General features: G+C 65.7%; 18 protein-coding genes. 7 read left to right on the top strand and 11 right to left on the bottom strand.

The features are described 5' to 3' along the window. Positions 1–136: 136 nt before the first annotated feature. The 5 genes from RBH26_RS07140 to RBH26_RS07120 all read right to left on the bottom strand — a co-directional run bounded on the left by RBH26_RS07140 (position 137) and on the right by RBH26_RS07120 (position 6,313). The gene (locus RBH26_RS07140; RefSeq protein ID WP_306757492.1) at positions 137–1,831 is read right to left on the bottom strand and encodes an AMP-binding protein; all 1,695 of its coding nucleotides are present in this window, start codon (positions 1,829–1,831) and stop codon (positions 137–139) included. Between the two features lie 365 nt (positions 1,832–2,196). Next, entirely contained in the window at positions 2,197–3,585 is a 1,389-nt protein-coding gene (locus RBH26_RS07135) for a UbiD family decarboxylase domain-containing protein (RefSeq protein WP_306757491.1), read from the bottom strand. Then, positions 3,582–5,090 (bottom strand): UbiD family decarboxylase, encoded by a 1,509-nt coding sequence (locus tag RBH26_RS07130; protein ID WP_306757490.1) that lies wholly within the window; start codon positions 5,088–5,090, stop codon positions 3,582–3,584. Before RBH26_RS07130 ends, RBH26_RS07135 begins: the two co-directional genes overlap by 4 nt. After that, positions 5,091–5,573: a ubiD operon protein gene (locus tag RBH26_RS07125; RefSeq protein ID WP_306757489.1), complete on the bottom strand. Its 483-nt coding sequence runs from the start codon at positions 5,571–5,573 to the stop codon at positions 5,091–5,093. Between the two features lie 302 nt (positions 5,574–5,875). Further along, positions 5,876–6,313: a hypothetical protein gene (locus RBH26_RS07120; protein WP_306757488.1), complete on the bottom strand. Its 438-nt coding sequence runs from the start codon at positions 6,311–6,313 to the stop codon at positions 5,876–5,878. A gap of 217 nt (positions 6,314–6,530) precedes the next feature. Here RBH26_RS07120 and RBH26_RS07115 point away from each other — a divergent pair, with 217 nt between their 5' ends. Next, on the top strand, positions 6,531–7,709 hold the full coding sequence (locus RBH26_RS07115; RefSeq protein WP_306757487.1) for an aspartate kinase: 1,179 nt from the start codon (positions 6,531–6,533) through the stop codon (positions 7,707–7,709). A gap of 212 nt (positions 7,710–7,921) precedes the next feature. After that, on the top strand, positions 7,922–9,268 hold the full coding sequence (locus RBH26_RS07110) for a tryptophanase (protein WP_306757486.1): 1,347 nt from the start codon (positions 7,922–7,924) through the stop codon (positions 9,266–9,268). A gap of 106 nt (positions 9,269–9,374) precedes the next feature. Here RBH26_RS07110 and RBH26_RS07105 read toward each other — a convergent pair whose 3' ends face one another. From RBH26_RS07105 to RBH26_RS07085, 5 genes are all read right to left on the bottom strand, one after another. After that, entirely contained in the window at positions 9,375–9,734 is a 360-nt protein-coding gene (locus RBH26_RS07105) for a hypothetical protein (protein ID WP_306757485.1), read from the bottom strand. Between the two features lie 189 nt (positions 9,735–9,923). Then, positions 9,924–10,340 (bottom strand): GNAT family N-acetyltransferase, encoded by a 417-nt coding sequence (locus RBH26_RS07100; RefSeq protein ID WP_306757484.1) that lies wholly within the window; start codon positions 10,338–10,340, stop codon positions 9,924–9,926. Between the two features lie 3 nt (positions 10,341–10,343). Continuing rightward, positions 10,344–10,880 carry a redoxin domain-containing protein gene (locus RBH26_RS07095; RefSeq protein WP_306757483.1) on the bottom strand — a complete coding sequence of 179 codons (537 nt, stop codon included), beginning with the start codon at positions 10,878–10,880 and terminating at the stop codon, positions 10,344–10,346. A gap of 94 nt (positions 10,881–10,974) precedes the next feature. Continuing rightward, the gene (locus tag RBH26_RS07090) at positions 10,975–11,211 is read right to left on the bottom strand and encodes a ubiquitin-like small modifier protein 2 (RefSeq protein ID WP_306757482.1); all 237 of its coding nucleotides are present in this window, start codon (positions 11,209–11,211) and stop codon (positions 10,975–10,977) included. A 238-nt stretch (positions 11,212–11,449) separates the two neighbouring features. Further along, positions 11,450–12,556, bottom strand: coding sequence for a polymer-forming cytoskeletal protein (locus RBH26_RS07085; RefSeq protein ID WP_306757480.1), 1,107 nt, complete (start codon positions 12,554–12,556; stop codon positions 11,450–11,452). A gap of 184 nt (positions 12,557–12,740) precedes the next feature. On the opposite strand from RBH26_RS07085, the gene RBH26_RS07080 reads away from it, so the two are divergent. Then, positions 12,741–13,733, top strand: a complete 993-nt coding sequence (locus RBH26_RS07080; protein ID WP_306757479.1) for a replication factor C small subunit — start codon at positions 12,741–12,743, stop codon at positions 13,731–13,733. Between the two features lie 20 nt (positions 13,734–13,753). Here RBH26_RS07080 and RBH26_RS07075 read toward each other — a convergent pair whose 3' ends face one another. Next, positions 13,754–15,892, bottom strand: a complete 2,139-nt coding sequence (locus RBH26_RS07075; RefSeq protein WP_306757478.1) for a GAF domain-containing protein — start codon at positions 15,890–15,892, stop codon at positions 13,754–13,756. 194 nt (positions 15,893–16,086) lie between these two features. Between RBH26_RS07075 and alaS the strand changes: the two genes are divergently transcribed. The 4 genes from alaS (at position 16,087) to RBH26_RS07055 (ending at position 21,960) form a co-directional block, all read left to right on the top strand. Continuing rightward, a complete protein-coding gene (alaS, locus tag RBH26_RS07070) occupies positions 16,087–18,864 on the top strand; it encodes an alanine--tRNA ligase (RefSeq protein WP_306757477.1) in 2,778 nt (925 codons plus the stop codon). A 63-nt stretch (positions 18,865–18,927) separates the two neighbouring features. Continuing rightward, a complete protein-coding gene (locus RBH26_RS07065) occupies positions 18,928–19,710 on the top strand; it encodes an alpha/beta hydrolase (RefSeq protein WP_306757476.1) in 783 nt (260 codons plus the stop codon). Between the two features lie 103 nt (positions 19,711–19,813). Next, a complete protein-coding gene (locus tag RBH26_RS07060) occupies positions 19,814–21,082 on the top strand; it encodes an AMP-binding protein (protein ID WP_306757474.1) in 1,269 nt (422 codons plus the stop codon). A gap of 140 nt (positions 21,083–21,222) precedes the next feature. Beyond that, a complete protein-coding gene (locus RBH26_RS07055) occupies positions 21,223–21,960 on the top strand; it encodes a type 1 glutamine amidotransferase (RefSeq protein ID WP_306757473.1) in 738 nt (245 codons plus the stop codon). The last annotated feature ends 37 nt before the right edge of the window (positions 21,961–21,997 follow it).

Genomic DNA, 21,997 nt, shown 5'->3' with positions numbered 1-21,997 from the left:
GCAGTTTCGTAGTGTCGTGGTGCAACGTTCGGTCCGGGACATCCCGGACCGGTACTCGTTCTCAGGTCGGTTCGACGTCGTCGTCGTCCGGTGTCGAGACGGTACGCGTCGGGCCGAAATCACGGCGCCGGGCCGATCAGGCCGCTTCGGCTCCTTCCTCGACCTCCTCTTCGACCTCGTCTTGCAGCTCGGTCCGGCGGATCTTTCCGGTGACAGTCTTCGGTAGCTCCTCGCGGAACTCGATCTCGCGTGGGTATTCGTGGGCCGACAGCTCCTCCCGGACGTGGCTCTTGATATCCTCCTTGAGCTCTTCGGAGGTGGTCGTCCCCTCACTGGGCACGATGTAAGCTTTCACGATATTGCCGCGTTCGCGGTGGGGTTTCGGAACGACCGCGGACTCGGCGACGGCCTCGTGTTCGCCCAGCGAGCTCTCGACTTCGAAGGGACCGATCCGGTAGCCCGACGAGAGGATGACGTCGTCGGCCCGACCCTCGAACCAGAGGTAGCCGTCTTCGTCCTTGTGGGCGAGGTCACCGGAGAGATACCACTCGCCGTCGGGACCGTCGACGAAACACTCCGCGGTCTTCTCGGGTTTCTGCCAGTACTCCGCGAAGAAGCAGGGGTAGTCCCCACGCTGGGCGATCTCGCCCGTCTCGCCTGGCTCGAGCACTTCGCCCGTCTCCGGATCGACGATTTCGGCCTCGACGCCGGGCAGCGGCTTGCCCATCGATCCCGGACGGACCTCCATCGTCGGGTAGTTGTTGATGATCATGTTGCCCGTCTCGGTCTGTCCGTAGGTGTCGTGAATGGTGACGCCGAGCGTCTCCTCGCCCCACTCGACGACGCCAGCAGAGAGCGGTTCGCCGATCGACAGGGCGTGACGGAGGTCCAGCGAGACGTCCTCGAGGACCTCTTCGTGTTCGCGCAGCATCCGGTAGGCTGTCGGCACCGAGAACAACACCGTGATCGGGAACCGATCGAGGAGGTCGGCCCACTCCTTGGGGTCGAACTCGCCTTCGTAGGTGAACAGTGACGTTCCCCAGAACCAGGCGCCGAGCGTGTTGATCGGCCCCGTCAGCCAGCCGAGGTCGCCGGTCGACCAGTAGCAGTCTCCCTCCTGGAGGTCGACGGCGTACTTCTGGGTGGCGGCGACGCCCGTGACCCAGCGGTGTTTGTGACGGACGCCTTTCGCCAGCCCGGTCGTCCCGCTGGTGTAGTAGAGCAACGCGTCGTCCTCGCCGCTTGTGTCTGCCGGCTCGTACTCGCGGCTTGCGGTCTCGAGTTCGCTGTGGTAGCTAACGTCGCCGGGTCGGATGCCCGTCCCGTCGTCGCTGACGACGATGACGTGTTCGACCGAGGGCGCGTCCTCGAGTGCGTCCGCGACGGTGTCGCGGTTTTCGGGGGTCGTAACGATCGCTTTCGCATCGCAGTCGGAGAGTCGATAGGAGATGCCATCGGGACCGAACCGCTCGTTGATGCCGCCGAAGACGGCCCCGCGTTTGAGCGTTCCCACGAGCGCCACGTAGTGTTCGGGGATCCGTGGCATGTACGAGAAGACGCGGTCGCCCTGCTCGATGCCCAGCGACTCGAGGACGTTCGCAAACCGGTTGGTCCGGTCGGCGAGCTCCCAGAAGGTCATCGTCGTCAGCTCGCCGTCCTCGCTGACCTGGTAGAGTGCGACCTTCTCTTTGTTCTCGGCGTGGCGATCACAGACCTCGTGTGCGATGTTCAGCTCGTCCGGTGCGTCCCAGTCGGCGTCCGCGTAGATATCCTCCCACGTGAACTCGTCGTACACTTCCTCGTAATCCGGTAGGTTGTGGCCGTCTGTCATACACCTCCGCTGGTTCCGTTCTCCGTAATAACTGCACTGGATGTTTTCACACTACTAAATGGAAATATAATATCTGATGGTAGTATACTGTTATTCGGAGCCCGACGCCGTCTTGCGTAAACACTTTCGAAAACGCCGATGGATCGAATAGAGTGCTACTGTGTGACACAAAGTCGCGAAAACGATACACCGCTGTCGGAAAACGAGTGTCTGACTACTGGTTGATACAATCAAAAATCCGGTGAATTGAACTCTCTAGCGTCCTTTTGTCGGGGAACTGAGAGGGACTTTTGAACGAACACGCAGGACCTGGTGACTCCCATACGGAAAGCCGGCGGTGCTTTCGTACGGGCGAGGGGACGCTGTTACAGCTCCTCCGGATCGGTGTCGAAACCGAACTCGGACCACGAGCCACGGATAGCCGCTCGGAGGTTAGGCGGGTACGACTCGGTAAGCGAGACACGCGGCGCGATGTACTCCTCGTCCCACCGGGGATCCCACGTTGCGTCGACGTAGAGTCGGGCCCCGGTCCCGTCCCGGCTGTACGTCGGCAGCCGGGCGACGGGAGCGTCGGACTCGCTGAACAGCCAGTCTCGAGACGGATGGGCCTTGACCCAGATGTCCGCGAGGACCTGTCCGAGGTCGCGCGGACTGGCTTCGTCGTCGACGACGACGACGGTGTCATAACAGTTCGAGAAGGAAAACAGGAAGTTCGAGAGCTGCCACTCGAAGCCGGCGTACAGCATCTCCGTCGAGACTACACAGACCCCGAGCCGTCCGCTCGCCGGAAGCAGAAGCCACTCGACCGGTGCGATGCCCCAGTAGCTGTTTGCTCGATCGTACAGCTGTGCCGCCAGAGTCAACGCGACGAGCTGGAGGTCATCAGCGAGTGGAACGTCAAGCGGCGTAAACGGAACGACGGCGTCGTCGCGGGTGAACACACTGGTCACGTCAAGCGTCAGCGTCGTGCCGTCGACGATCCGTTCCCAGAACTCCCGTTTCTCCGAGCGCGTCTCGGGCTGTTGGTCCGCGATTTCGGCCTCGAGGACGACCTCCGAAGAGCTGGGGACGAGCCCGCCGCCGGTCGGGATCACCGGCACCGTCGAGCCGACGCGCCGCTCCTCGATCGGCGTCGAGAGGCGGTCTGTGACCGTCAGGAGGTACGTCGCAGTGAGCGCTTCGGCCGGGACCCCGAGCGCGACGCTGACGACGTCACCGCGGGCGAACCGATCGGTGATCGCGTCGGGGACGCGGGCGCGAATCGTGTTATCATCGAGAACCGTGCCGTGGATCGGCGTCCAGTAGGAGCCGTCGTCGGTCCCGACCGAAAGGAGCCCAAGCGTTAGTCGGGGCCAGGTTCCATCCGGCGGCGTCGGAAACCCGAGTTCCCGGACGCTCGGGTCGGTGGCGGTCGCCGCGCGTTCGACGTACGTGACGTCGTGTTCGTCGAGTCGGTCGCCGAGGTCGGTGATCGCCTCGAGGACGTCGACGTACTCGGGTTCCTGGTCGACGCCGAGGCCGATTCCGAGACGGCTCCACGGGAACCGATTCCCTCGACTCAACCCATCGACGCCGCCGTAGACCCCCGCTACGAGGTCGACACGAGCGTCGTTCGTCGTACACCGCAACACCGGCCCGTCCGCCCGAAGCGCCTCGCTGGCGATAACCTGGGGCGACGGCGAGTCGGGTCGTTCGAGCCAGCAACAGTCGTCGGTCTTCCGGAGAAACTCGAGGTGACTTCGAAACGCCGTCATCGTTCCGCCCCGGTCGTGTGCGCTGGTTCGAACGCCGTTTCGGGAACGCCCGCCTCGACGAGCAGTTCGCGGGCCCGCTCGCGTGCGTCGCGATCACCGATCCCCTGTGCCGGCCGATCGCCGTCGGCACAGGCGTCGATGTAGGCTTTCGACGTCTTCGTCCGTGAGGTGCCGACCGTCGCGCTTCCCTTCTCGTCGGGCGTCTGGTAGATGTTGAGCGGTACTTTCGGCATACGTTCGACGCCGAACTGGTGGAAGTCCGTCGCGGGATCGGCATGGAGGGCGATCGCTTCGATCACCGCACGAGGCGACAGCGGATTGACGTCGCTGTCGACGAAGACGAAGAAGTCGATGTGGAGCATCCCCCAGGTCGTGAAGATGAAGTTGGCGAGTTCGTGGAGGGCGCCGGGGTAGGCTCGATCGACCGCGATGACCCAGACCGTCCGGGAGGTAAACGGCCACGGGGCGGCCAGTTCGACGTCGAAGCCGGCGATTCGCAGCCCGAGCGTGGCGTCCGGCCCACCTGCGGCGATCGCAAGCGTACTCGAGGAGTTCTCACCGTACCCGACGCCGCTTCCCTCGACACAGAAGGGGACGTACGGCTCGCGGCGATGAGTGATCGCGTCGACCTCGAGGACCGGCATCGATCGGCGAGGACCGTTCATGTACCCGAAGTAGTCGCCGAACGGTCCCTCGTCGAGGCGCTCGTTCGGCATCACTCGTCCCTCGATGACGATCTCGGCGGTGGCCGGAACGGCGAGGTCGTTCGTCTCACACTCGACGAGTTCGACCGGCGACCCGCGGAGTCCACCGGCGAAGGAGACCTCGCTTCGCCCGACGGGGATCCACATCTCCGCGGTGGACTCGACGGCCGGGCCGGCGCCGATCGTCAGTGCGACGGGCATCGGTTCGTCGTCGCGTTCGTACTCGAAGTAGTAGCGGTTGGGTACCTGTTCGCCCGCCAGCAAGAGCACACTCGCCTGCGAAGAATCGTGAATCATCGTTCGGTGGCGCGACCAGCTTCCCCACTCGCTGTTGGGATCCGGCGCGACCAGCGTCGCAAGCGTCGCGTACCGACCGCCGTCGCCCTGATGGATATACGGCCAGGGGAACTCGAGCAGACTCGCGTCGTCACCCGTTCGGACGACCTCCTTGCAGGGAGCCGCGGCCGCAGAGACCATCCGTGGCTCGAGCGGTTCGTGGAGCCGATCGATCATCCCCTCGTAGTAGGCCGGCCCGGAGTCGACCGGGAGGTCGAACGCGTGCCCGAACCACTTCCAGGGACACTGCTGGGGACCGCGATAGGGGTCGCCGACGAGCCGAGCGTTCGTGTCCGATCGCTGGTTCCGGACCGACTCGAAAACGGGGATCCGGTCGTCCGTCTCGTTTGCCAGCATCGTGATCGCACTCGCCTCGAGGTCCCAGGAGACGTCGTCGGTGATCCGCGTGATCGCGTCGCCACGCTCGAGGACGTCCAGAAACGTCCGAAACGAGTCGACCGACATCTATCCGTCCTCGAGGACCGCTTGGAGCGGATCGGACTCGTACTCAGTCTTGAGATCCACGTAGGTCTCGAGCAGCGATGGGTGTTCCTCGGCGAGCTGTTCGAACAGCAGCTCTCGTGTCGCGTCGGCCGTCGACTCGTACTGGCCGGTCTCGACGAGATACCGGAGCAACACGTTCAGATCGCTCGATCGCGTGTTGATGACGTTCGATCGGTCGGCCTGCTCCTCGAGCAGCTGCTCGAGGCGCTCCTCGGTGGTCGTCGTCTCGTCGACGAACTCGATGTACCACTGCTCTTGTGTGGTCTCGTGGGGTCCCTTGACGACCGAGAGCGACTTCGGCTGCTCGAGCTGTGTGGGATCTTTCGCGATACGCGCCCGTGAGTGGAAGATCTCTTTCGTCTCGGCGTCGCGTACCTGCAACACCGTTTCCGTCTCCTCGGTATCCGGGAGGTGTTCTTCGGCAGTGATATACTGATTTGACATACCCTCGAGTACGATGATCGGCGTCGATTTGACGTCCGGTGACGGCTCACGTTTGCCGTGTGTTCACGATACGTTCGTGCTAGTATTCTATTACTAGATACCCAGATCATAATATTTGTGTCTCCGGGGCAGCCGATCCGCTCGTCGGTCACGACGAACGAACGAGTCTTCATACTACCGGACAGAAGTCAATGAAGAGAATTCGCCGGATAGAAGCGGCGAATTCTCACAATCGTTCTGTCCGGCAGTATCACCCGTCGCGTGCGATCGATGCGTGATCCGACAGTATACGGTGGCGTGGCTTACGGCTCGAGTCGGAACCGAACCGTCGGTGAGCCGTCGAATCGCGGCCCTCGGCCCCGGCGTTCGAACCCGAGTTCCTCCGCGGCGTCCCCGATGGTGTCGGTCTCGTGGGGAGCGAGCACTTCGACGGCCATCGACTCCCGTTCGGCGAAGCGAACTGGTTCGGCCAGCAGCCGCTTACAGGCTTTGCTGGTGCCGTCGAGTTGGGTTACGTGAACCGTGTCCTCGCGGGCGTCGAAGCTGATAAACCCCAGCAGGTCCTCCGGATCCGAGCCGTCGTACTGCGATCCGGAGACGTCCGCGTTCGGATCGTGAGTCCCGTCTTCGGCGACCCGGACCGTCCGGTCGTGGACCAGGTTTCGCATCACGTCGGTCGGCGAATCGGCGATCGACGCCAGCGCGTCCGCGTCGGCCTCGAGAGCGTCACGTACGTTCATTAGCGTGTGGTAATGCTACGCACGAACATAAATCCCGTTCCGCGTTCGGCCGAGCGACGGCCCGTCTGTGTCTCGTAGTCGTGACTGTCACGTCTATCGATAGGATCGCCGTCTCCGTAAAAGCGCGGCCGATGGGACACAGTTATCTGCCCGCTCTGGTAACGGTGTGCCATATGAGCGTAGCTATCTTCAGCCCAGTTGCGGACGAGGTGGCAGCATGCGTGTAGTAGCCAAGTTCGGCGGTACGAGTCTCGGGAGCGGGGACCGAATCAACCGCGCTGCCGATTCGATCGCCGCCGCCGTCGAGGACGGCCACGAGATCGCCGTCGTCGCCAGCGCGATGGGGTCGACGACGGACGACCTGCTCGAGGAGATCACGTTCGAGACCGACGAGGAAGACCGCGCCCAGATCGTCAGTATGGGCGAGCGAACGTCGGTCCGTATGCTCAAAGCCGCCCTCTCCGCACGGGGCATCGACGCCACGTTCTTAGAGCCCGGCAAAGACGATTGGCCCGTCGTCACCGACGAATACGGCGAAGTCGACGTCGAGGAGACCAAGGAACGCGCCCTCGAGGTCGCCGACGACCTCGACGCGACGGTTCCGGTCATCACCGGCTTCCTCGCGGAAGGGCCCGACGGCTCGATCACGACGCTCGGTCGCGGTGGCAGTGACACCACGGCTGTGATGATGGGCAAATACATGGAGGCCGACGAGGTCGTCATCGTTACCGACGTCGAAGGCGTCATGACCGGTGACCCCCACGTCGTCGAGGGCGCCCGCAACGTCGGCGAGATTTCCGTCGACGAACTGCGGAACCTCTCGTTCCGCGGTGCCGAGGTCGTTGCCCCCTCCGCGCTTTCCTACAAGGACAGCGAGCTGGACGTCCGCGTCGTCCACTACCAACACGGGGACCTGCTGTCTGGCGGAACCAGCATCGAAGGCGAGTTCAAGAACCTCGTCGACTTACGTGAGCGACCGCTTGCTTGCCTGACCGTCGCTGGGCGCGCGATCCGCAACCAGCCGGGAATCTTCAACCACCTCTCCGAGGCCCTCGCCGAGAGCGACATCAACATCGACGCCGTCGCCAGCGGTATGGACACCGTGACCTTCTACATCGACGAGGACGAGGCCGAACGGGCCGAGAACATCCTCCACCGCGAGGTCATCGCTCGAGACGAACTCTCGAGTGTCACCGTCGACTCGCCGGTCGCCGTCGTCCGCGTCACCGGCGGCGAACTCCCCAACCAGCCGGGGATCATCAGCGAGATCGTCAACCCGCTTGCCGAGGCACGGATCCATCTAAACGACATCATCACGAGCGCGACCAGCGTCGCTCTTTTCGTCGACTGGGACGACCGCGAGAAGACCCTCGAACTCACGCAGGACCTCTTCTGAGACGGACTGCTAAGCAGTTCCGGCACGACCGTGACCCCGGTTGCGCCGGAAAGCGCCACGGCAGTTCCGGACGAGCGTGTTAGGGATCGATTTCTCGACGTTCGCCGGTTCCGTCCACTGACGGATCGATTCGTCCGTCAGCGGACGCCTCGAGCCGCCAGCGGACACGAGATTCCAGCTAGACTGAACACGCGCGACGCCGTCGAAGGGGTATGGTCGCCTACAAGTCCAAGGTCGTCGAGCGAATCGAGTTACCCTCCCGAGAGCGCCGCGAGCGGGCGCTCGCGGAGGCCGGATACAACGTCTTCGAGCTCGCGTCCGAGGACGTCTTTATCGATCTGTTGACCGACAGCGGGACCGGTGCGATGAGCGACGCCCAGTGGGCTGCGTTGATGCGCGGCGACGAGTCCTACGCCGGCTCGCGGAGCTTCGAGCGACTCGAGTCGGCGGTCCGGGAGGTAATGGGGTTCTCTCGAGTCGTTCCGACCCACCAGGGTCGTGGCGCGGAGAACGTCCTCTACGGCGCGCTCCTCTCCGAGGGCGACGTCGTTCCCAACAACACGCACTTCGATACGACCCGTGCCCACGTCGCGAACCAGGGCGCCGAGCCGGTCGACTGTCCGGTCGAGGGTGCGCGCGATCCGACGGCCGACGGGCCGTTCAAGGGGAACGTCTCGCTCGAGCGTGCCCGCGCGGTCGTCGACGACGTCGGCGCCGAGCGCGTGCCGCTCGTGATCCAGACGATCACGAACAACTCCGCGGCCGGCCAGCCGGTCAGCGTCGAAAACACGCGCCGCGTTCGGGAGTTCGCCGACGAGATCGACGCGACGTTCGTGATCGACGCCTGCCGGTTCGCCGAGAACGCCGGCTTCGTTCGCCGCCGCGAGGGAGAGTTCGAGGGATACGAGATCGCCGAGATCGCCCGCGAGCAACTCGGCTACGCCGACGCCGTCGTCATGAGCGGGAAAAAAGATGGGTTGGTCAACGCCGGCGGCTTCGTCACGACCGACGACGACGACCTCTTCGAGCGATGCAAGCAGCGAGCGATCCTCTATGAAGGGTTTCCCACCTACGGCGGGATGGCCGGCCGCGACGTCGCCGCGATGGCCGTCGGCCTCCGCGAGGCCGTCACGGAAGCGTACGTCACCGATCGCCTCGAGGAGGTCCGCAAGTTCGCCACGCTGCTTTCCGACGCCGGCGTTCCGGTCTATACGCCGCCGGGCGGCCACGCCGTCTACATCGACGCGGGGGCCGCACTCCCCCACCTCGAGCCCGCGGAGTTCCCCGGCCAGGCGCTGGTCTGTGAACTCTACCGCGAGGGTGGCGTCCGCGGGGTCGAACTCGGGAGCTTCGCCTTTCCCGACACCGACCGGCCGGAACTCGTTCGTCTCGCGGTTCCCCGTCGAACGTACCACGCCGAGCACTTCGAACACGTCGCCGAGACCGCCGCGACCGTCCTCGAGAACCCCGAGTCGATCGACGGTCTCGAGGTCGTCTCCGATCCGTCGATGCCGGAGCTGCGCCACTTTACGGCGTCGCTCGAACCGCTGTCGTCCTGAGACGGACTGCTGTACCGAGTTCCCGTCGACCGCCAGGGCGGGGTCGGCGACCGGCGGGACGTGACGACAGCAGACCGCATATGGATCGGTGCGACCGCTCTCGGGACTAGCTCGAGAGGACGTGTCGGGCCCGATCGCGCAGCGTCGGCTCGGGCTCTGGCTCGCTCCCGAACTGTTGTCTGGCGAGGTTGCGAACGCCTCGTCTCGCCGGTTCGGAGGTCGCCATCTGAATCGCCCAGTCGGGGACCGTCTCCTCGATCTCCGCACGCTTTTCGTCTCTGAGTTGGCTGTACTGCCGTAACGCGAGCCCGACGCCGATGAAGAGGCCGGCGTCGACCAGTTCGCGGCGGAACCGCTCCCGATCGTTCCGGACTGCGATCGCCTTGACGAGCGAGACAGCACCGATCGCGAGGTAGAGTTTGGAGTTGCGCGACGGATCGCCGCTGAGTAACCCTCTGAGTGCCATGCGCCGCGACGTACCACGTTCCACGGGATAAACTTCCGCCGGAATACGCCGGCACGAGCGGCTAGACCGGCGTCGACCGTCGCCTATACTGCCGGACAGCAGTCAGTACCACGTCGGTCGCGAACTCGCGGCCGTCACCGTCGGCGATGGCCGCAGTCGTGTAACCGACGGTGAATAGTGTCGACAGTATTACGCGCGCTCGAGCGTGGAGACGACGCCCCGGTTCCGGCGTTCGTCGATCGGTTCGATCGCGAACTCGAGGCGCTCGTAGAACGGACGGACGTCGTCGTCGAACCGCGCCGTCAACCGGCCTTCCCGCTCGAGGGCGTGCTCGATCAGCGCCGAGCCGATCCCCTGGCCACGGTGGCGCCGGCGGACGCCGATCGCTGCGACGTGAGCGCCGGGCTCCTCGCGGCCCTCGAGGACGACCGTCCCGAGGATCCGTTCCGTGTCGGCGCTCGTCCCGCCGCGACGATCGCCGGCGACGAGGACGTTGCCTTCGGCGATCCGGCCCTCGACGTCGCCGGGCTCGAGCATAGCCGCATCGAGGATCCGGCGGACCTCGAGGGCGTCGTCGTCGACTGCGAGGCGAACGTAGCCGTCCATCGCTCAGGTATGTTGGTCGACAGCCGTCAACAGGTCGTCGATTTCGGGCCGGTCCATGTTCGTTCGGCCACGATGCGTGTCGACGACGGAGAGGTCGCCGTTCTCGTCGACGTCGAGGACGACCGCGGCGGGCATCCGGCCGATGAGATCGAAGTGTCGACCGAGCGGGCCGAGCCGAACCGGCTGGTCGAAGGCCTCGCCGGCGGTTGCCTCCGGATCGGCACAGAGTGGGTAGGGGAGGTCGTAGCGCTCTTGCCACTCCTGGACGCGCTCTCGCGGTTCGGGAACGACCGAGACGACCTGACAGCTGCGCTCGCGGAACTCGTCGTAGCGGTCGGCGACGGCCCGAACCTGGCGGCGACACTGGCCGGCGTGGTGATCCCGGTGAAGCAACAGGAGGACCGCGTCGTGGGCCGACTCGGTATCGTCGGTCGTCGTTGGATCCGCCGGTGCGACCGGCTCGGTCAGGTCGGTGAGCGTGAGTGGGTCCGGCCCCGGACCGACGTTCGGAAGGGTCACCTCGAGGGCGTCACCAGACATGGGTCGGCGTACGACGGGCCCCCTCAAAACGATCGGGCTTTCATACGGGCTCCTGTCGTCACGTTCCGTCATACGGACTGCGTGGCGATCCTCGCTACCCGCCCTTGATCAGACGCAACACCGTCACGTGGTCGCTCTCGACCGGCTGGTCCTCGGGGACGGGACGACCGTCGACCAGCACGCTCACCTCGTGGGGGCTGAGATCGATCTCGCCGAGCAGGTCCCGATAGGTCGGCGCCGCGTCGTCGACGCCGGTACTCGAGTCGGATCCGGCGTTCTCGAGGTCGATCTCGTGGGTGGTTTCGCCCTTGACGTCGACGGTCACGCGCATATCCACGCTTACGCGAGCGCGGACTTGAGCGCGTCGCTCTCTATCTCATACGGACTACTGTACGTCAGTGCCGGCGCAACCGCGATCCGGGCTGCGATTGCGCCGGGAAATCGTTCCAGGGATCCGTCTCATACTGTCGGACAGCAGTCAGTGAGCCGTCGGTCGCGAAATCGCGGCCGCCACCGTCGGGACGGCCGCAGTCGCGCGACCGATCGTCGAATCGTGCTGTCCAACAGTATCAGTCGCTGGCCGGACCGCCGGCGTCGATCTCGCCGCGTGGCTCCTGGTCTCGCTGTCGCCCCGCTCGCCAGTGGCTGTACAGTCCGGCAGCGAGCGCACCGAGCCCGAGCAGGAAGACGACGAAGTTGATCGGACTACCGACGTACGGCACCTGCGCGAGGAGGGCGCCGCCGACCATCCCGACTACCAGTGCGAGCCAGCGGTGCTCGACGTCGACGAGCGAGAGCAGCCACGCCGCGACGGCAAAGCGGCCGTAGACGATTCCGATCCAGACGACGAAGGCGAACGCGAACGCGCCGATGATCGTAAACGGAATGCCGATCACCGTAATCGCCATCGCGAGCAGCAAGATTGGGACGCCGACGAGGACACCGAGTCCCGCCAGCCCGGAGCGGACGGGACTGCGTCCGACGCGGTCGGCGATCCCATCTGAGAACCGCGGGAACAGGGCGAGCAACGCGGCACCGAGCAGCAGGTTCAACACGAGTGCGTACGCCGAGAACAGCCACGAGGCGATCGGCGGAATCGACGGGGCAACGTCGACGCCGATCGAGGGATCTTCTTCGATCTCGCCCGCGACGGCATCGGTGTTGCCCTCGAGGTCACCACCGTAGCGCAGATCGCCCTCGATAGCCGCGTCATCACCGAGCTGGATCGTGTCGGCTCCGATTTCGGCGTCGCCCTCGATCGTGCCGTCGACCGTGACGCTACCAGCGCCGATCCCGACGTTCCCGCCGACGGTCGCTCCCTCGGCGATCGTAACGCTGCCGCCAGCACTTTCGAGATCACCGTCGACAGTTCCGGCGATCGTGACGCTGCCGCCGACGCTTTCGACGTCCCCACCGACCTCGCCGTCGATTCGGACGTCGCCGCCTACGACTTCGACGTCGTTCGTGACGGTTCCCTCGATGACGACGGTACCCGCAAACGCCTCCACGTCCTCGACTGTCTCGCCTTCCTCGACGACGACCGTCCCGCTCGTCTCGGAGTCGGACTGGGCGACGACCGTCGCCGGGACGACGCCGGCGAGGACGACGAACGAGACGACAAGCACTGCCAGCGCGGTGGTTCCGAAGCGCATGACGGCTTCTTCGACGACTGACATGAAAAAAGTGTAACCGTAGTTTCAGACCTGCGTACAGTCATCGTCGCGTTGTCGTCACGGCTCGAGTGCCCGCCCTGCTCGGAGTCGTACGGATCGCTGTCCGACAGCCCGCACGCGAGACTCGAGATCGAGACCGACGCCGTGGTTCGGTCGTTTTATCTTGCGCCCGCTCCTTGCGAGCGGTATGAGCGAGGCCGACGCCGAGGCGGCGGAGCCGACACCCGGCAGGACCGAAGTCTGGATCGAGAAGTACCGGCCGGAACGGCTCGACGAGATCAAGGGCCACGAGAACATCGTCCCGCGGCTGCAACGCTACGTCGAGCAGGACGACCTCCCACACCTCATGTTTTCGGGGCCGGCTGGCGTCGGCAAAACCGCCAGTGCACAAGCTATCGCCCGCGAAGTCTACGGCGACGACTGGCGCGAGAACTTCCTCGAACTCAACGCCTCCGACCAGCGCGGCATCGACGTCGTCCGCGACCGGATCAAGGACTTCGCGCGGTCGTCGTTCGGCGGCTACAACTACCGCATCATCTTCTTAGACGAGGCCGACGCACTGACATCCGACGCCCAGTCGGCGCTCCGTCGCACCATGGAACAGTTCTCGAACAACACCCGCTTTATTCTCTCGTGTAACTACTCGAGTCAGATCATCGACCCCATTCAATCGCGGTGTGCCGTCTTTCGCTTTACCGAACTCTCCGACGAGGCGGTCGAGGCCCAGGTCCGTGAAATCGCCGCCAACGAGGGTATCGAGGTCACCGACGACGGCGTCGACGCCCTGGTCTACGCTGCCGACGGCGACATGCGCAAGGCGATCAACGGGTTGCAGGCCGCCGCCGTGATGGGCGAGACCGTCGACGAGGAGACGGTCTTTGCGATCACCTCGACGGCCCGCCCCGAGGAGGTCGAGGCGATGGTCGACCACGCCATCGACGGCGACTTCACCGCTGCCCGCGCCGCCCTGGAAGACCTGCTGACCGAGCGTGGCCTCGCCGGCGGCGACGTCATCGACCAGCTCCACCGTTCGGCCTGGGAGTTCGACATCCCCGAACAGGCGACCGTTCGACTGCTCGAGCAACTGGGCGAAGTCGACTATCGAATTACGGAGGGGGCAAACGAACGGCTGCAACTGGAGGCGCTGCTGGCATCGCTGGCGCTCGAAGAAGCGGCCTGACCGCGCTTTCCCGAGCGCTTCTAGCCGTCCCTGATCCGTTTTTTCCTGTCGGACAGCAGTATCCGACGATCGGTCCCCGGGTCGACCGAGCCGATCGACTCGACCTCCGAATCACGACCGACGTCGATCGGTTCGACACCGGAAACGACGACGGTCGGCCCATCTGTCTCTTCGAGGCGGACGTCCCAGCCGTGGGCCTCGGCGATCCGATCGACTGCCTCGAGTCGGGGACCGACGTCGGAACCGTCGGCGACGGACACCCGGTCGGGATCGGGTTCGGTGCTCGGTTCACGCCGGGCCCACGGCCCATCGTCGCCTGTCGGACGCCCGCTGACGACGAATCCATCGTCGGTCGCCTCCACTGTGATAGTCGGATCACCGGTTTCAGGTCGGTTCCCCTCGCCGGTCGAGAGACGCTCGACGATCGCTCCGAGCAGGTGTTCGAACAGCGTCCGTAGCCGGGTTTTGTCGGCCTCGAGGACGACGTTCGCTCCCGTCTCGAGCCGCGCGTCGCCGGTGTCGACGGCGACCCAGGCCCGGCGCGCGACGTCGTGGGCGGCGACCGGTTCGGGTCCGTTGATCTCGCGGCGGGCGATCGCGACCAGTTCGTCGACGCGCTCGCAGAGATCGTGCTGTGTCGTCTCGACGACCGAGAGGTGGTCTATGTCGCCGGTCGCCGCCGTGAGCTCGAGGTAGCCGCGGGCGACGTTCAGCGACCGACGGACGTCGTCCTCGAGCGTGTCGGCGATCGTCTCGAGTCGCTTTTGGGCGGCGGCCGCCTCGCGGGCCTGTCGTCTGGTCTCGGTGACGTCGCTGTAGCGCACCACTCCCCATCTGGCGTGTGCTCGCTCGTCGGTATCGCTACTCGCTTCGAGGGGTGTCACCGTGAGCCGGAACTCACGGACGCCCGAGATAGTCCCGCGTCGAGTGACGAACTGGCGGCGCTTGCGGGTTTGCAGCGTCTCACACAGCGTTCCCTGCCGGCCCTCGAGCCCCGGCGGTCCGGTCCGCTCGCGGACGGACTCGCCGACGACGGCGTCGGGTTCAGTGCCGAAGGTCGTCGCGAAGGTATCGTTGACGTCCCGAACGACCGGTTCGCCGTCGACGAGTTCGTAGCACAACGCGGGCTCGGGCACTGCAGACGGCACCTGCATGCGGTCGCGTTCGGCTGCGTGGCGACCGTGGTCGTCGGGACGCGTCGGTTCGGTCTCGAGTCGCTCGAGTGTAGCGTCACCGACCCGTCCCCACGCCACGAGCGACTCGCGGTCGCGATCGTCGAACGCCGCCGGCGCCTCGCTTGCGACACAGAGGTGTCCGCCGTCGCCGATCGGGACACAACAAAGCGACTGCAATCCCCCGAGCGAGGTCGTCAGCCGATCGTCGGATCGACCGTCGATCCACAGCGGTTCGCCCGTTCGGCAGACCTCGTCGATCACTCCGCCGACTGCCACGAGATCGGTGTCCGAGACGGCGTCGGTCGCTGCCAGTAGTGTCGACTTCCCGTTGCTGTGTCGCGACAGCCAGCAGTAGTCGGTCTCGAGAGCGTCGGCCGCGGCCGTGACCAGTCGCTCGGCGAGCTCGTCTCGACCGTCGCAGGCGAACAGGTCGGGAACGGTCTCGAGCAACGCGGCCGATCGTGGATCGACGGACGTCGTCGAACCGCTCGTCTCGATCGCGTCGGACGGTCGTCCGGCCTCGGTCGCCGATGGCTGTTCGGCCTCGGTCACTGTCTCGTCGGGTTCCAGCCCGGATCCGCCCGGGATCGCCGGCCCGGGCTCGCTCTCGTTTCTGCTCTCATCGCGGGCACAGACCCACTCGATCTCGTCTGCGAGGTGGGCAACGGCATCGTCGGTGTCCCGCCGGACGTAGCCGTCGATGCCGTCGGTCGAGCGTGCGGCTCGCGGCGGATAGCTGGCGGCGGAAAAGAGCACCAGTGGCGTCGCCTCGCAGGCGTCGACGACCTCGAGCAGACGCGCGCCCGCGGCGGTCGTCGGCGTCGCCGCGAAGACGACACAGTCCGGCGTAGCGAGCCAGTCACGATGGTCGTCGACTGCGTCGATCGACAGCGGCTGGACTGCCAGCTTCGGTCCCGAAGGGGCGTCCTCGAGGGCGGTCGCACCCTCGCGAGCCGCGGCGGGGGTCGCCGCGAGATAGCACACTGTCCGTGGTCGTGACCGCGACGGAGCAGACATGGGAAGCGGTGTCTCAGTTCGAGAGTGACCGACCACTAAAACTGCTCGGTGCGTACCGAACCCGCCGCGGTCGTCGACGTGTTGAACCGCCCATGCGTGCGATTCCGGCGGACTGAACGTTGCGGAACTGTTTTAGGCGCTGGCTGGTCAACACATACGTAATGAGCGAACTGGCGGAAGCGTACCGCCTCGAGTACTTCGAGGAGGAAGGATTCGAGCGCAAGGAGTGTCCGTCCTGTGGCGCACACTTCTGGACCCGCGATCACGACCGGGAGACCTGCGGTGAGCCACCCTGTGAGGAGTACGGCTTCATCGAGAACTCCGGGTTCGACGACGAGTACAGCCTCGAGGAGATGCGGGAGGCCTTCCTCTCGTACTTCGAGGATCACGACCACGACCGGATCGACCCCTATCCCGTCGCCGCAAACCGCTGGCGCGAGGACGTCCTGCTGACCCAGGCGTCGATTTACGACTTCCAGCCGCTCGTGACCAGCGGCGAGACGCCGCCGCCGGCGAACCCGCTGTGTGTCTCCCAGCCCTGTATTCGGATGCAGGACATCGACAACGTCGGCAAGACGGGCCGGCACACGATGGCCTTCGAGATGATGGCCCACCACGCGTTCAACACGCGCGAGGACGTCGACGAAGACGAGTACGCCTACCACGGCGAGGTCTACTGGAAGGACCGCACCGTCGAACTCTGTGACGGCTTCTTCGAGTCACTCGGCGTCGATCTCGACGAAGTCATCTACATCGAGGACCCGTGGGTCGGTGGCGGCAACGCCGGCCCCGCCATGGAGGTCATCTTCCGCGGGGTCGAACTCGCGACGCTCGTCTTCATGTCTATGGAGCAAGACCCCGACGGCGAGTACGAGATGAAAGACGGGAACCGCTACAGCCCGATGGACACCTACATCGTCGACACGGGCTACGGGTTAGAGCGCTGGACGTGGGTCTCTCAGGGCACCCCGACCGTCTACGAAGCGGTCTACCCCGACATGATCGCGTTCCTCAAGGACAACGCGGGACTCGAGCACACCGACGAGGAGGAGGAGCTCGTCCATCGCGTGGCCAAACTCGCCGGCCACATGGACATCGACGAGGCCGAGGATATGGAGACCGCCCGCGGCGAGATCGCCGACGAACTCGGCGTCGACGCGGCCGACCTCGAGGAGCTCATGGAGCCCCTCGAGAACATCTACGCCATCGCCGACCACTGCCGGACGCTCGCCTACATGCTCGGCGACGGCATCGTCCCCTCGAACGTCGGCACCGGTTATCTCGCCCGGATGGTCCTCCGACGCACGAAGCGACTCTGTGATACGGTCGGCGTCGACGCACCACTCGACGAACTCGTCGACATGCAGGCCGAGCGCCTCGAGTACGAGAACCGCGACACCATCCGCGACATCGTCCGCACCGAGGTCGAGAAGTACCGCGAGACCCTAGAACGGGGCGGTCGTCGCGTCGAGAGCCTCGCCGAGGAGTACGCCGAGAAAGGCGAGCCGATCCCGACCGACGAGCTGATCGAACTCTACGACTCCCACGGCATCCAGCCCGACATGGTCGCCGAGATCGCCGAGGAGGCGGGTGCCGACGTCGACGTCCCCGACGACTTCTACAGCCTCGTCGCCGAGCGCCACGACACGCCTGACGGCGCCGAAGAGACGGACGAAGACGAGGACGAACGGTTCGCGGACCTCCCCGAAACGGAGAAACTCTACTACGACGACCAGCAGCGCACGCAGTTCGAGGCCGTCGTGTTGGACGTCTTCGAGCGCGAGGAGGGGTACGACGTCGTGTTAGATCAGACGATGTTCTACCCCGAAGGCGGTGGCCAACCCGCCGATACAGGGACGCTCTCGACCGACGACACGACCGTCGAGGTCGAGGACGTCCAGATCGAGGACGGCGTCATCCTCCACCGGACCGACGAGAGCCCCGGGAAAGGCGAGTTCGTCAAGGGCCAGATCGACGGCACCCGCCGACGGCAGTTGATGCGCCATCACACGGCGACTCACATCGTCATCCACGCCGCACGGCAGGTACTTGGCGAACACATTCGACAGGCCGGCGCCCAGAAGGGCGTCGACTCCTCGCGGATCGACGTCCGCCACTACGACCGTATCTCCCGCGAGGACGTCAAGGAGATCGAACGCGTCGCCAACGAGATCGTCATGGACAACGGCCAGGTCACCCAGGAGTGGCCCGACCGCCACGACGCCGAGGCCGAACACGGCTTCGACCTCTATCAGGGCGGTATCCCGCCGGGCGAACAGATCCGACTGATCCACGTCGACGAGGACGTCCAGGCCTGCGGTGGGACCCACGTCGCCCGGACCGGCGAAATCGGGACCATCAAAGTGCTCAACACCGAGCGCGTCCAGGACGGCGTCGAGCGAATCACCTTCGCTGCCGGCGAGGCCGCCCTCGAGGCCACCCAGGAGAAAGAAGACGCCCTTTACGAGGCCGCCGAGGTGCTCGACGTTTCGCCCGAGGAGGTTCCCGAGACCGCCGAGCGGTTCTTCGAGGAGTGGAAGGCCCGCGGCAAGGAGATCGAGGACCTGACCGAACAGCTCGCCGCGGCTCGAGCGGGCGGCGGCAGTGACACGGAGGAGGTCGACGTCGGCGAGACGACCGCGGTCGTCGACCGCATCGACGCCGACGTCGACGAACTCCGTGCAACGGCAAACGCCATCAGCGACGAGGGCAAGATCGCCGTCCTTGGGAGCGGCCAGAACAGTGCTCAGTTCGTCGTTTCCGTCCCAGAGGATGCGGGCGTTAACGCCGGTGAAGTCGTCGGCGAACTCGCCTCGAGAGTCGGTGGCGGCGGTGGCGGCCCGCCGGACTTCGCACAGGGTGGCGGCCCGAACGTCGAGGATCTAGACGCGGCGCTCGAGGACGCACCCGACGTCTTGCGGCAGGTCCAGGACGCCTAAGACGGACCGCTCTGTCGGTTCCGAACCGTCGTTTTTCTTTCTCTCGACGCCCTCGAGTCAGCTATGCCCACTGCAACGAACGGTGCCGTCTCGCTGTACTACGATCGTGCGGGCGAGGGCGAACCCGTCGTCTTCGTCACCGAAGCCGGCCTCGGCGGCTGGCTGTGGGGCTGGCAACACGCCGCCGTCGCCGGCCCCTACGAGGCCGTCGTCTGGGATCTTCGAGGGACCGGTCGATCGGACGCCCCCGACGGCCCCTACACCCTCGAGACGCTCGTCGACGACCTCGAGGCCGTCCTCGCCGACTGTGGCTTTCGTAAGGCACACCTCGTGGGGTGTGGCCTCGGCGGAGCGATCGCCCTCCGAGCCGCTCGAGAGTCGAGTCGGGTCGCAACGCTGACCCTGTTCGGGACCGCTGCGCAGGGCGAGGCGTTCGACCTCGAGCCTCTCTACGCGCCACCGGACGACCGCGACGCGCTCCGTGTGTCGCTCGCCGCCGGATTCTCCGCGGCGTTTCTCGAGTCACAGCCAGACGTCCGCGAGGGCATCGTCGACTGGCGGGCCGACGGGGACGCCGACCGCGAGAGCTGGCAGGCACAGACGGCGGCACTCGAGGGCTTCGACGCGACCGACTGGCTGGTCGAGGTAACCCAGCCGACGCAGGTGGTCCACGGCAGCGAGGACGACCTGGTTTCGGTCTCGGCGGGTCGGGAGCTGGCGACTGGGCTTCCCCGCGGCGAGTTCGTCGAACTCGAGGGCGCCGGCCACCTCTGTTTCGTCGAACAGTCCCGGACAGTCAACGATCGACTGCTCGGCTTTCTCGAGGCAGAGACCGACGACGAGTGATTCCCGTCCACCGGGCCGGACTCGAGTGTGACACTCCGCTATCGACGTCGTGCTTGCGCTCGACCCCCCAGCTTTGACGGGTACTGGAGTCCGACACACAGTCGTGACGCTCTCGCTGGCACGTCGAGCCGAACGCTTTCCGGACCGAACGGCGGTCGTCGACGTCTCCGAGGAACGACTCTACGCGCCCGCGGAGACGATCCACGAGAGTCGCGTCTCCTACGGCGAGCTCTCGGCGATGGCGACGCGGACGGCCGAACACCTCTCGGCGCTCGGCGTCGCGGCCGGCGACGTCGTCTGTCTCGTCACGCGCAACCGCGTCGCCTCGCTCGTCGTTCTCTTCGCCTGTCGCCGGCTCGGTGCCGTCTTTGCGCCGATCTCACACTGGCTGACACCTGCGACCGTAACGCGGCCCTTCGAGGCGATCGATCCCGATCTCGTCGTCTCAGAGTCCGCCCAGCGAGACCTCGTGCGATCGATCCCGTTCGACCGCTCCGTCACCCTCTCGGAACTCGTCGACGCAGACCGCGAGGACGTGCCCGACACCGAGGACCGCGACCGCGACACCGACGTCCCGCTCTTGTTCCTCCACGGTGATGACGGTCGGCCCGTCGCGGGATACACCGCGGACACGCTCGAGTGGAACTGTCTCTCGGCGCTGGTTTCCTGGGCCCTCTCGAGCGACGACGTCGCTCCGTTGACGACGCCGCTCTCGAGTTACGACGGCCTCGTCCGCGCTGCCCTGCCGTTGTTGTACGTCGGTGGCACCGTCTTGCTCGACCGGGCGTTCGACCCCGGCGACACGCTGACCGCAATCGACGAGAACGCCGCCACGTTCCTCGCCGGCCGCGAGACACAGATCGCGGCCCTCGCGGCCGAATCGGGCTTCGACGCGGCGATCGACTCCCTCGAGCGCGTCGTCCTCGACGGAGCGGCCGACGACGAGGTCCGCGCCGCGTATCGCGAACGCGACGCGTCGATTCTGCGAGCGTACGGCCGTCTCGAGTGTCCGACCGCGTTCAGTCAGTCGCCCGGTTCGGCAAGCGACGAGACCGCTGGAGAAACGGGCGACGAGACGGCGACTGGTTCCCACGTCGGTCTTCCGGTTCCCGACTGTCGGGCGCGGTTGGTCGGTCCCGACGGAGACGTTCTCGAGGGTGAGGCGGAGGGCGATCTCCATCTTTCGGGGCCGGTCGTGGCCGACGGTTACGTACATGTTGCCGGTACCGACGATCGGACCTGGTATCGGTCGGCCGACGAACAACGCACCGACGACGAGACGGACACGGACCGCGGCCGGTTCGCGGACGGCTGGCTCGAGACGGACGAGCGCTTCAGCCGCGACGCGGATGGCCGCTATCGGCCGCAGTAACAGGGCCGGAGATCCGGCCGTCGGACTCGAAAGCCGGTGATAGCAGCCGTGCTCGTGGCAGGTCGTCTAGCTGTCCATGGTTGCGGCAACCCCTGGGCTGGACAGAAGGTATATGCTTCCCGAGTCGCCAATACGGGATCATGAGTCAGCTCCGGATTGCCGTCCTGAACGCAGCCCACCAGGACGAGAACACGACGCGGAACTTCCGACGCGAACTCGACGCCTCGCTCTCGGAGTTCGACGCGACCGACGGCGAGGTGCCCAACGACTACGACTACGACGGTGCAGTCGTCACCGGCTCTCGATCGTCGGTGTACTGGGACGACGACTGGATGCAGCCCGTCAAGGGATGGGTCGACGAAGCGATCGACCACGATATCCCGTTTCTCGGCGTCTGTTGGGGCCACCAGCTGCTCGCGGACGTCCTCGGCGGGACCGTCACGGACATGGGTGCTTACGAGGTCGGCTACAGCGAGATCGAGCGTCTCGGTGACTCGCGGCTGTTCGACGGCATCAGCGAGGAGTTCCTCGCGTTTACCAGCCACTCCGACGAGGTCACGGAGCTGCCACCCGGTGCGACACCACTCGCCGAGAACGAGTACTCCAACCACGGCTTCCGAAAGGACCGGGTCTTCGGCGTCCAGTTCCACCCCGAGTACGACACGAAAACCGCCCGCGAACTCGTCCACCGCAAGGAACTCTCCGACGAACGCCTCGAGTCCATCCTCGACGAAATTACCCGGGAGAACTATCGCCAGGCCTGCGAGGCGAAACTCGTCTTCGACAACTTCCTCGAGTTCGTCCGCGACGTGAGCGCGGTCGACGTCTCCGCCGAGGTAGGCAACGACGCGTCGGCGTCGCTTGGCTGTTCGGACTAACCCCTCGAGTCGTTTTCGTTCGTTTTTGGTGTCTCCG

Source organism: Natronolimnohabitans sp. A-GB9 (assembly GCF_030848565.1).
Classification (GTDB): Archaea; Halobacteriota; Halobacteria; order Halobacteriales; family Natrialbaceae; genus Natronolimnohabitans.
The sequence above is the reverse complement of the archived record's forward strand: the minus strand, read 5'-3'. Positions and strand labels throughout refer to the sequence as shown.

Excerpts from the sequence above, each read along its gene's own strand:
- RBH26_RS07140 (WP_306757492.1), bottom strand. The coding sequence starts at position 1,831 with ATGACAGACGGCCACAACCTACCGGATTACGAGGAAGTGTACGACGAG.
- RBH26_RS07135 (WP_306757491.1), bottom strand. The coding sequence starts at position 3,585 with ATGACGGCGTTTCGAAGTCACCTCGAGTTTCTCCGGAAGACCGACGAC.
- RBH26_RS07130 (WP_306757490.1), bottom strand. The coding sequence starts at position 5,090 with ATGTCGGTCGACTCGTTTCGGACGTTTCTGGACGTCCTCGAGCGTGGC.
- RBH26_RS07125 (WP_306757489.1), bottom strand. The coding sequence starts at position 5,573 with ATGTCAAATCAGTATATCACTGCCGAAGAACACCTCCCGGATACCGAG.
- RBH26_RS07120 (WP_306757488.1), bottom strand. The coding sequence starts at position 6,313 with ATGAACGTACGTGACGCTCTCGAGGCCGACGCGGACGCGCTGGCGTCG.
- RBH26_RS07115 (WP_306757487.1), top strand. The coding sequence starts at position 6,531 with ATGCGTGTAGTAGCCAAGTTCGGCGGTACGAGTCTCGGGAGCGGGGAC.
- RBH26_RS07110 (WP_306757486.1), top strand. The coding sequence starts at position 7,922 with ATGGTCGCCTACAAGTCCAAGGTCGTCGAGCGAATCGAGTTACCCTCC.
- RBH26_RS07105 (WP_306757485.1), bottom strand. The coding sequence starts at position 9,734 with ATGGCACTCAGAGGGTTACTCAGCGGCGATCCGTCGCGCAACTCCAAA.
- RBH26_RS07100 (WP_306757484.1), bottom strand. The coding sequence starts at position 10,340 with ATGGACGGCTACGTTCGCCTCGCAGTCGACGACGACGCCCTCGAGGTC.
- RBH26_RS07095 (WP_306757483.1), bottom strand. The coding sequence starts at position 10,880 with ATGTCTGGTGACGCCCTCGAGGTGACCCTTCCGAACGTCGGTCCGGGG.
- RBH26_RS07090 (WP_306757482.1), bottom strand. The coding sequence starts at position 11,211 with ATGCGCGTGACCGTCGACGTCAAGGGCGAAACCACCCACGAGATCGAC.
- RBH26_RS07085 (WP_306757480.1), bottom strand. The coding sequence starts at position 12,556 with ATGTCAGTCGTCGAAGAAGCCGTCATGCGCTTCGGAACCACCGCGCTG.
- RBH26_RS07080 (WP_306757479.1), top strand. The coding sequence starts at position 12,741 with ATGAGCGAGGCCGACGCCGAGGCGGCGGAGCCGACACCCGGCAGGACC.
- alaS (WP_306757477.1), top strand. The coding sequence starts at position 16,087 with ATGAGCGAACTGGCGGAAGCGTACCGCCTCGAGTACTTCGAGGAGGAA.
- RBH26_RS07065 (WP_306757476.1), top strand. The coding sequence starts at position 18,928 with ATGCCCACTGCAACGAACGGTGCCGTCTCGCTGTACTACGATCGTGCG.
- RBH26_RS07055 (WP_306757473.1), top strand. The coding sequence starts at position 21,223 with ATGAGTCAGCTCCGGATTGCCGTCCTGAACGCAGCCCACCAGGACGAG.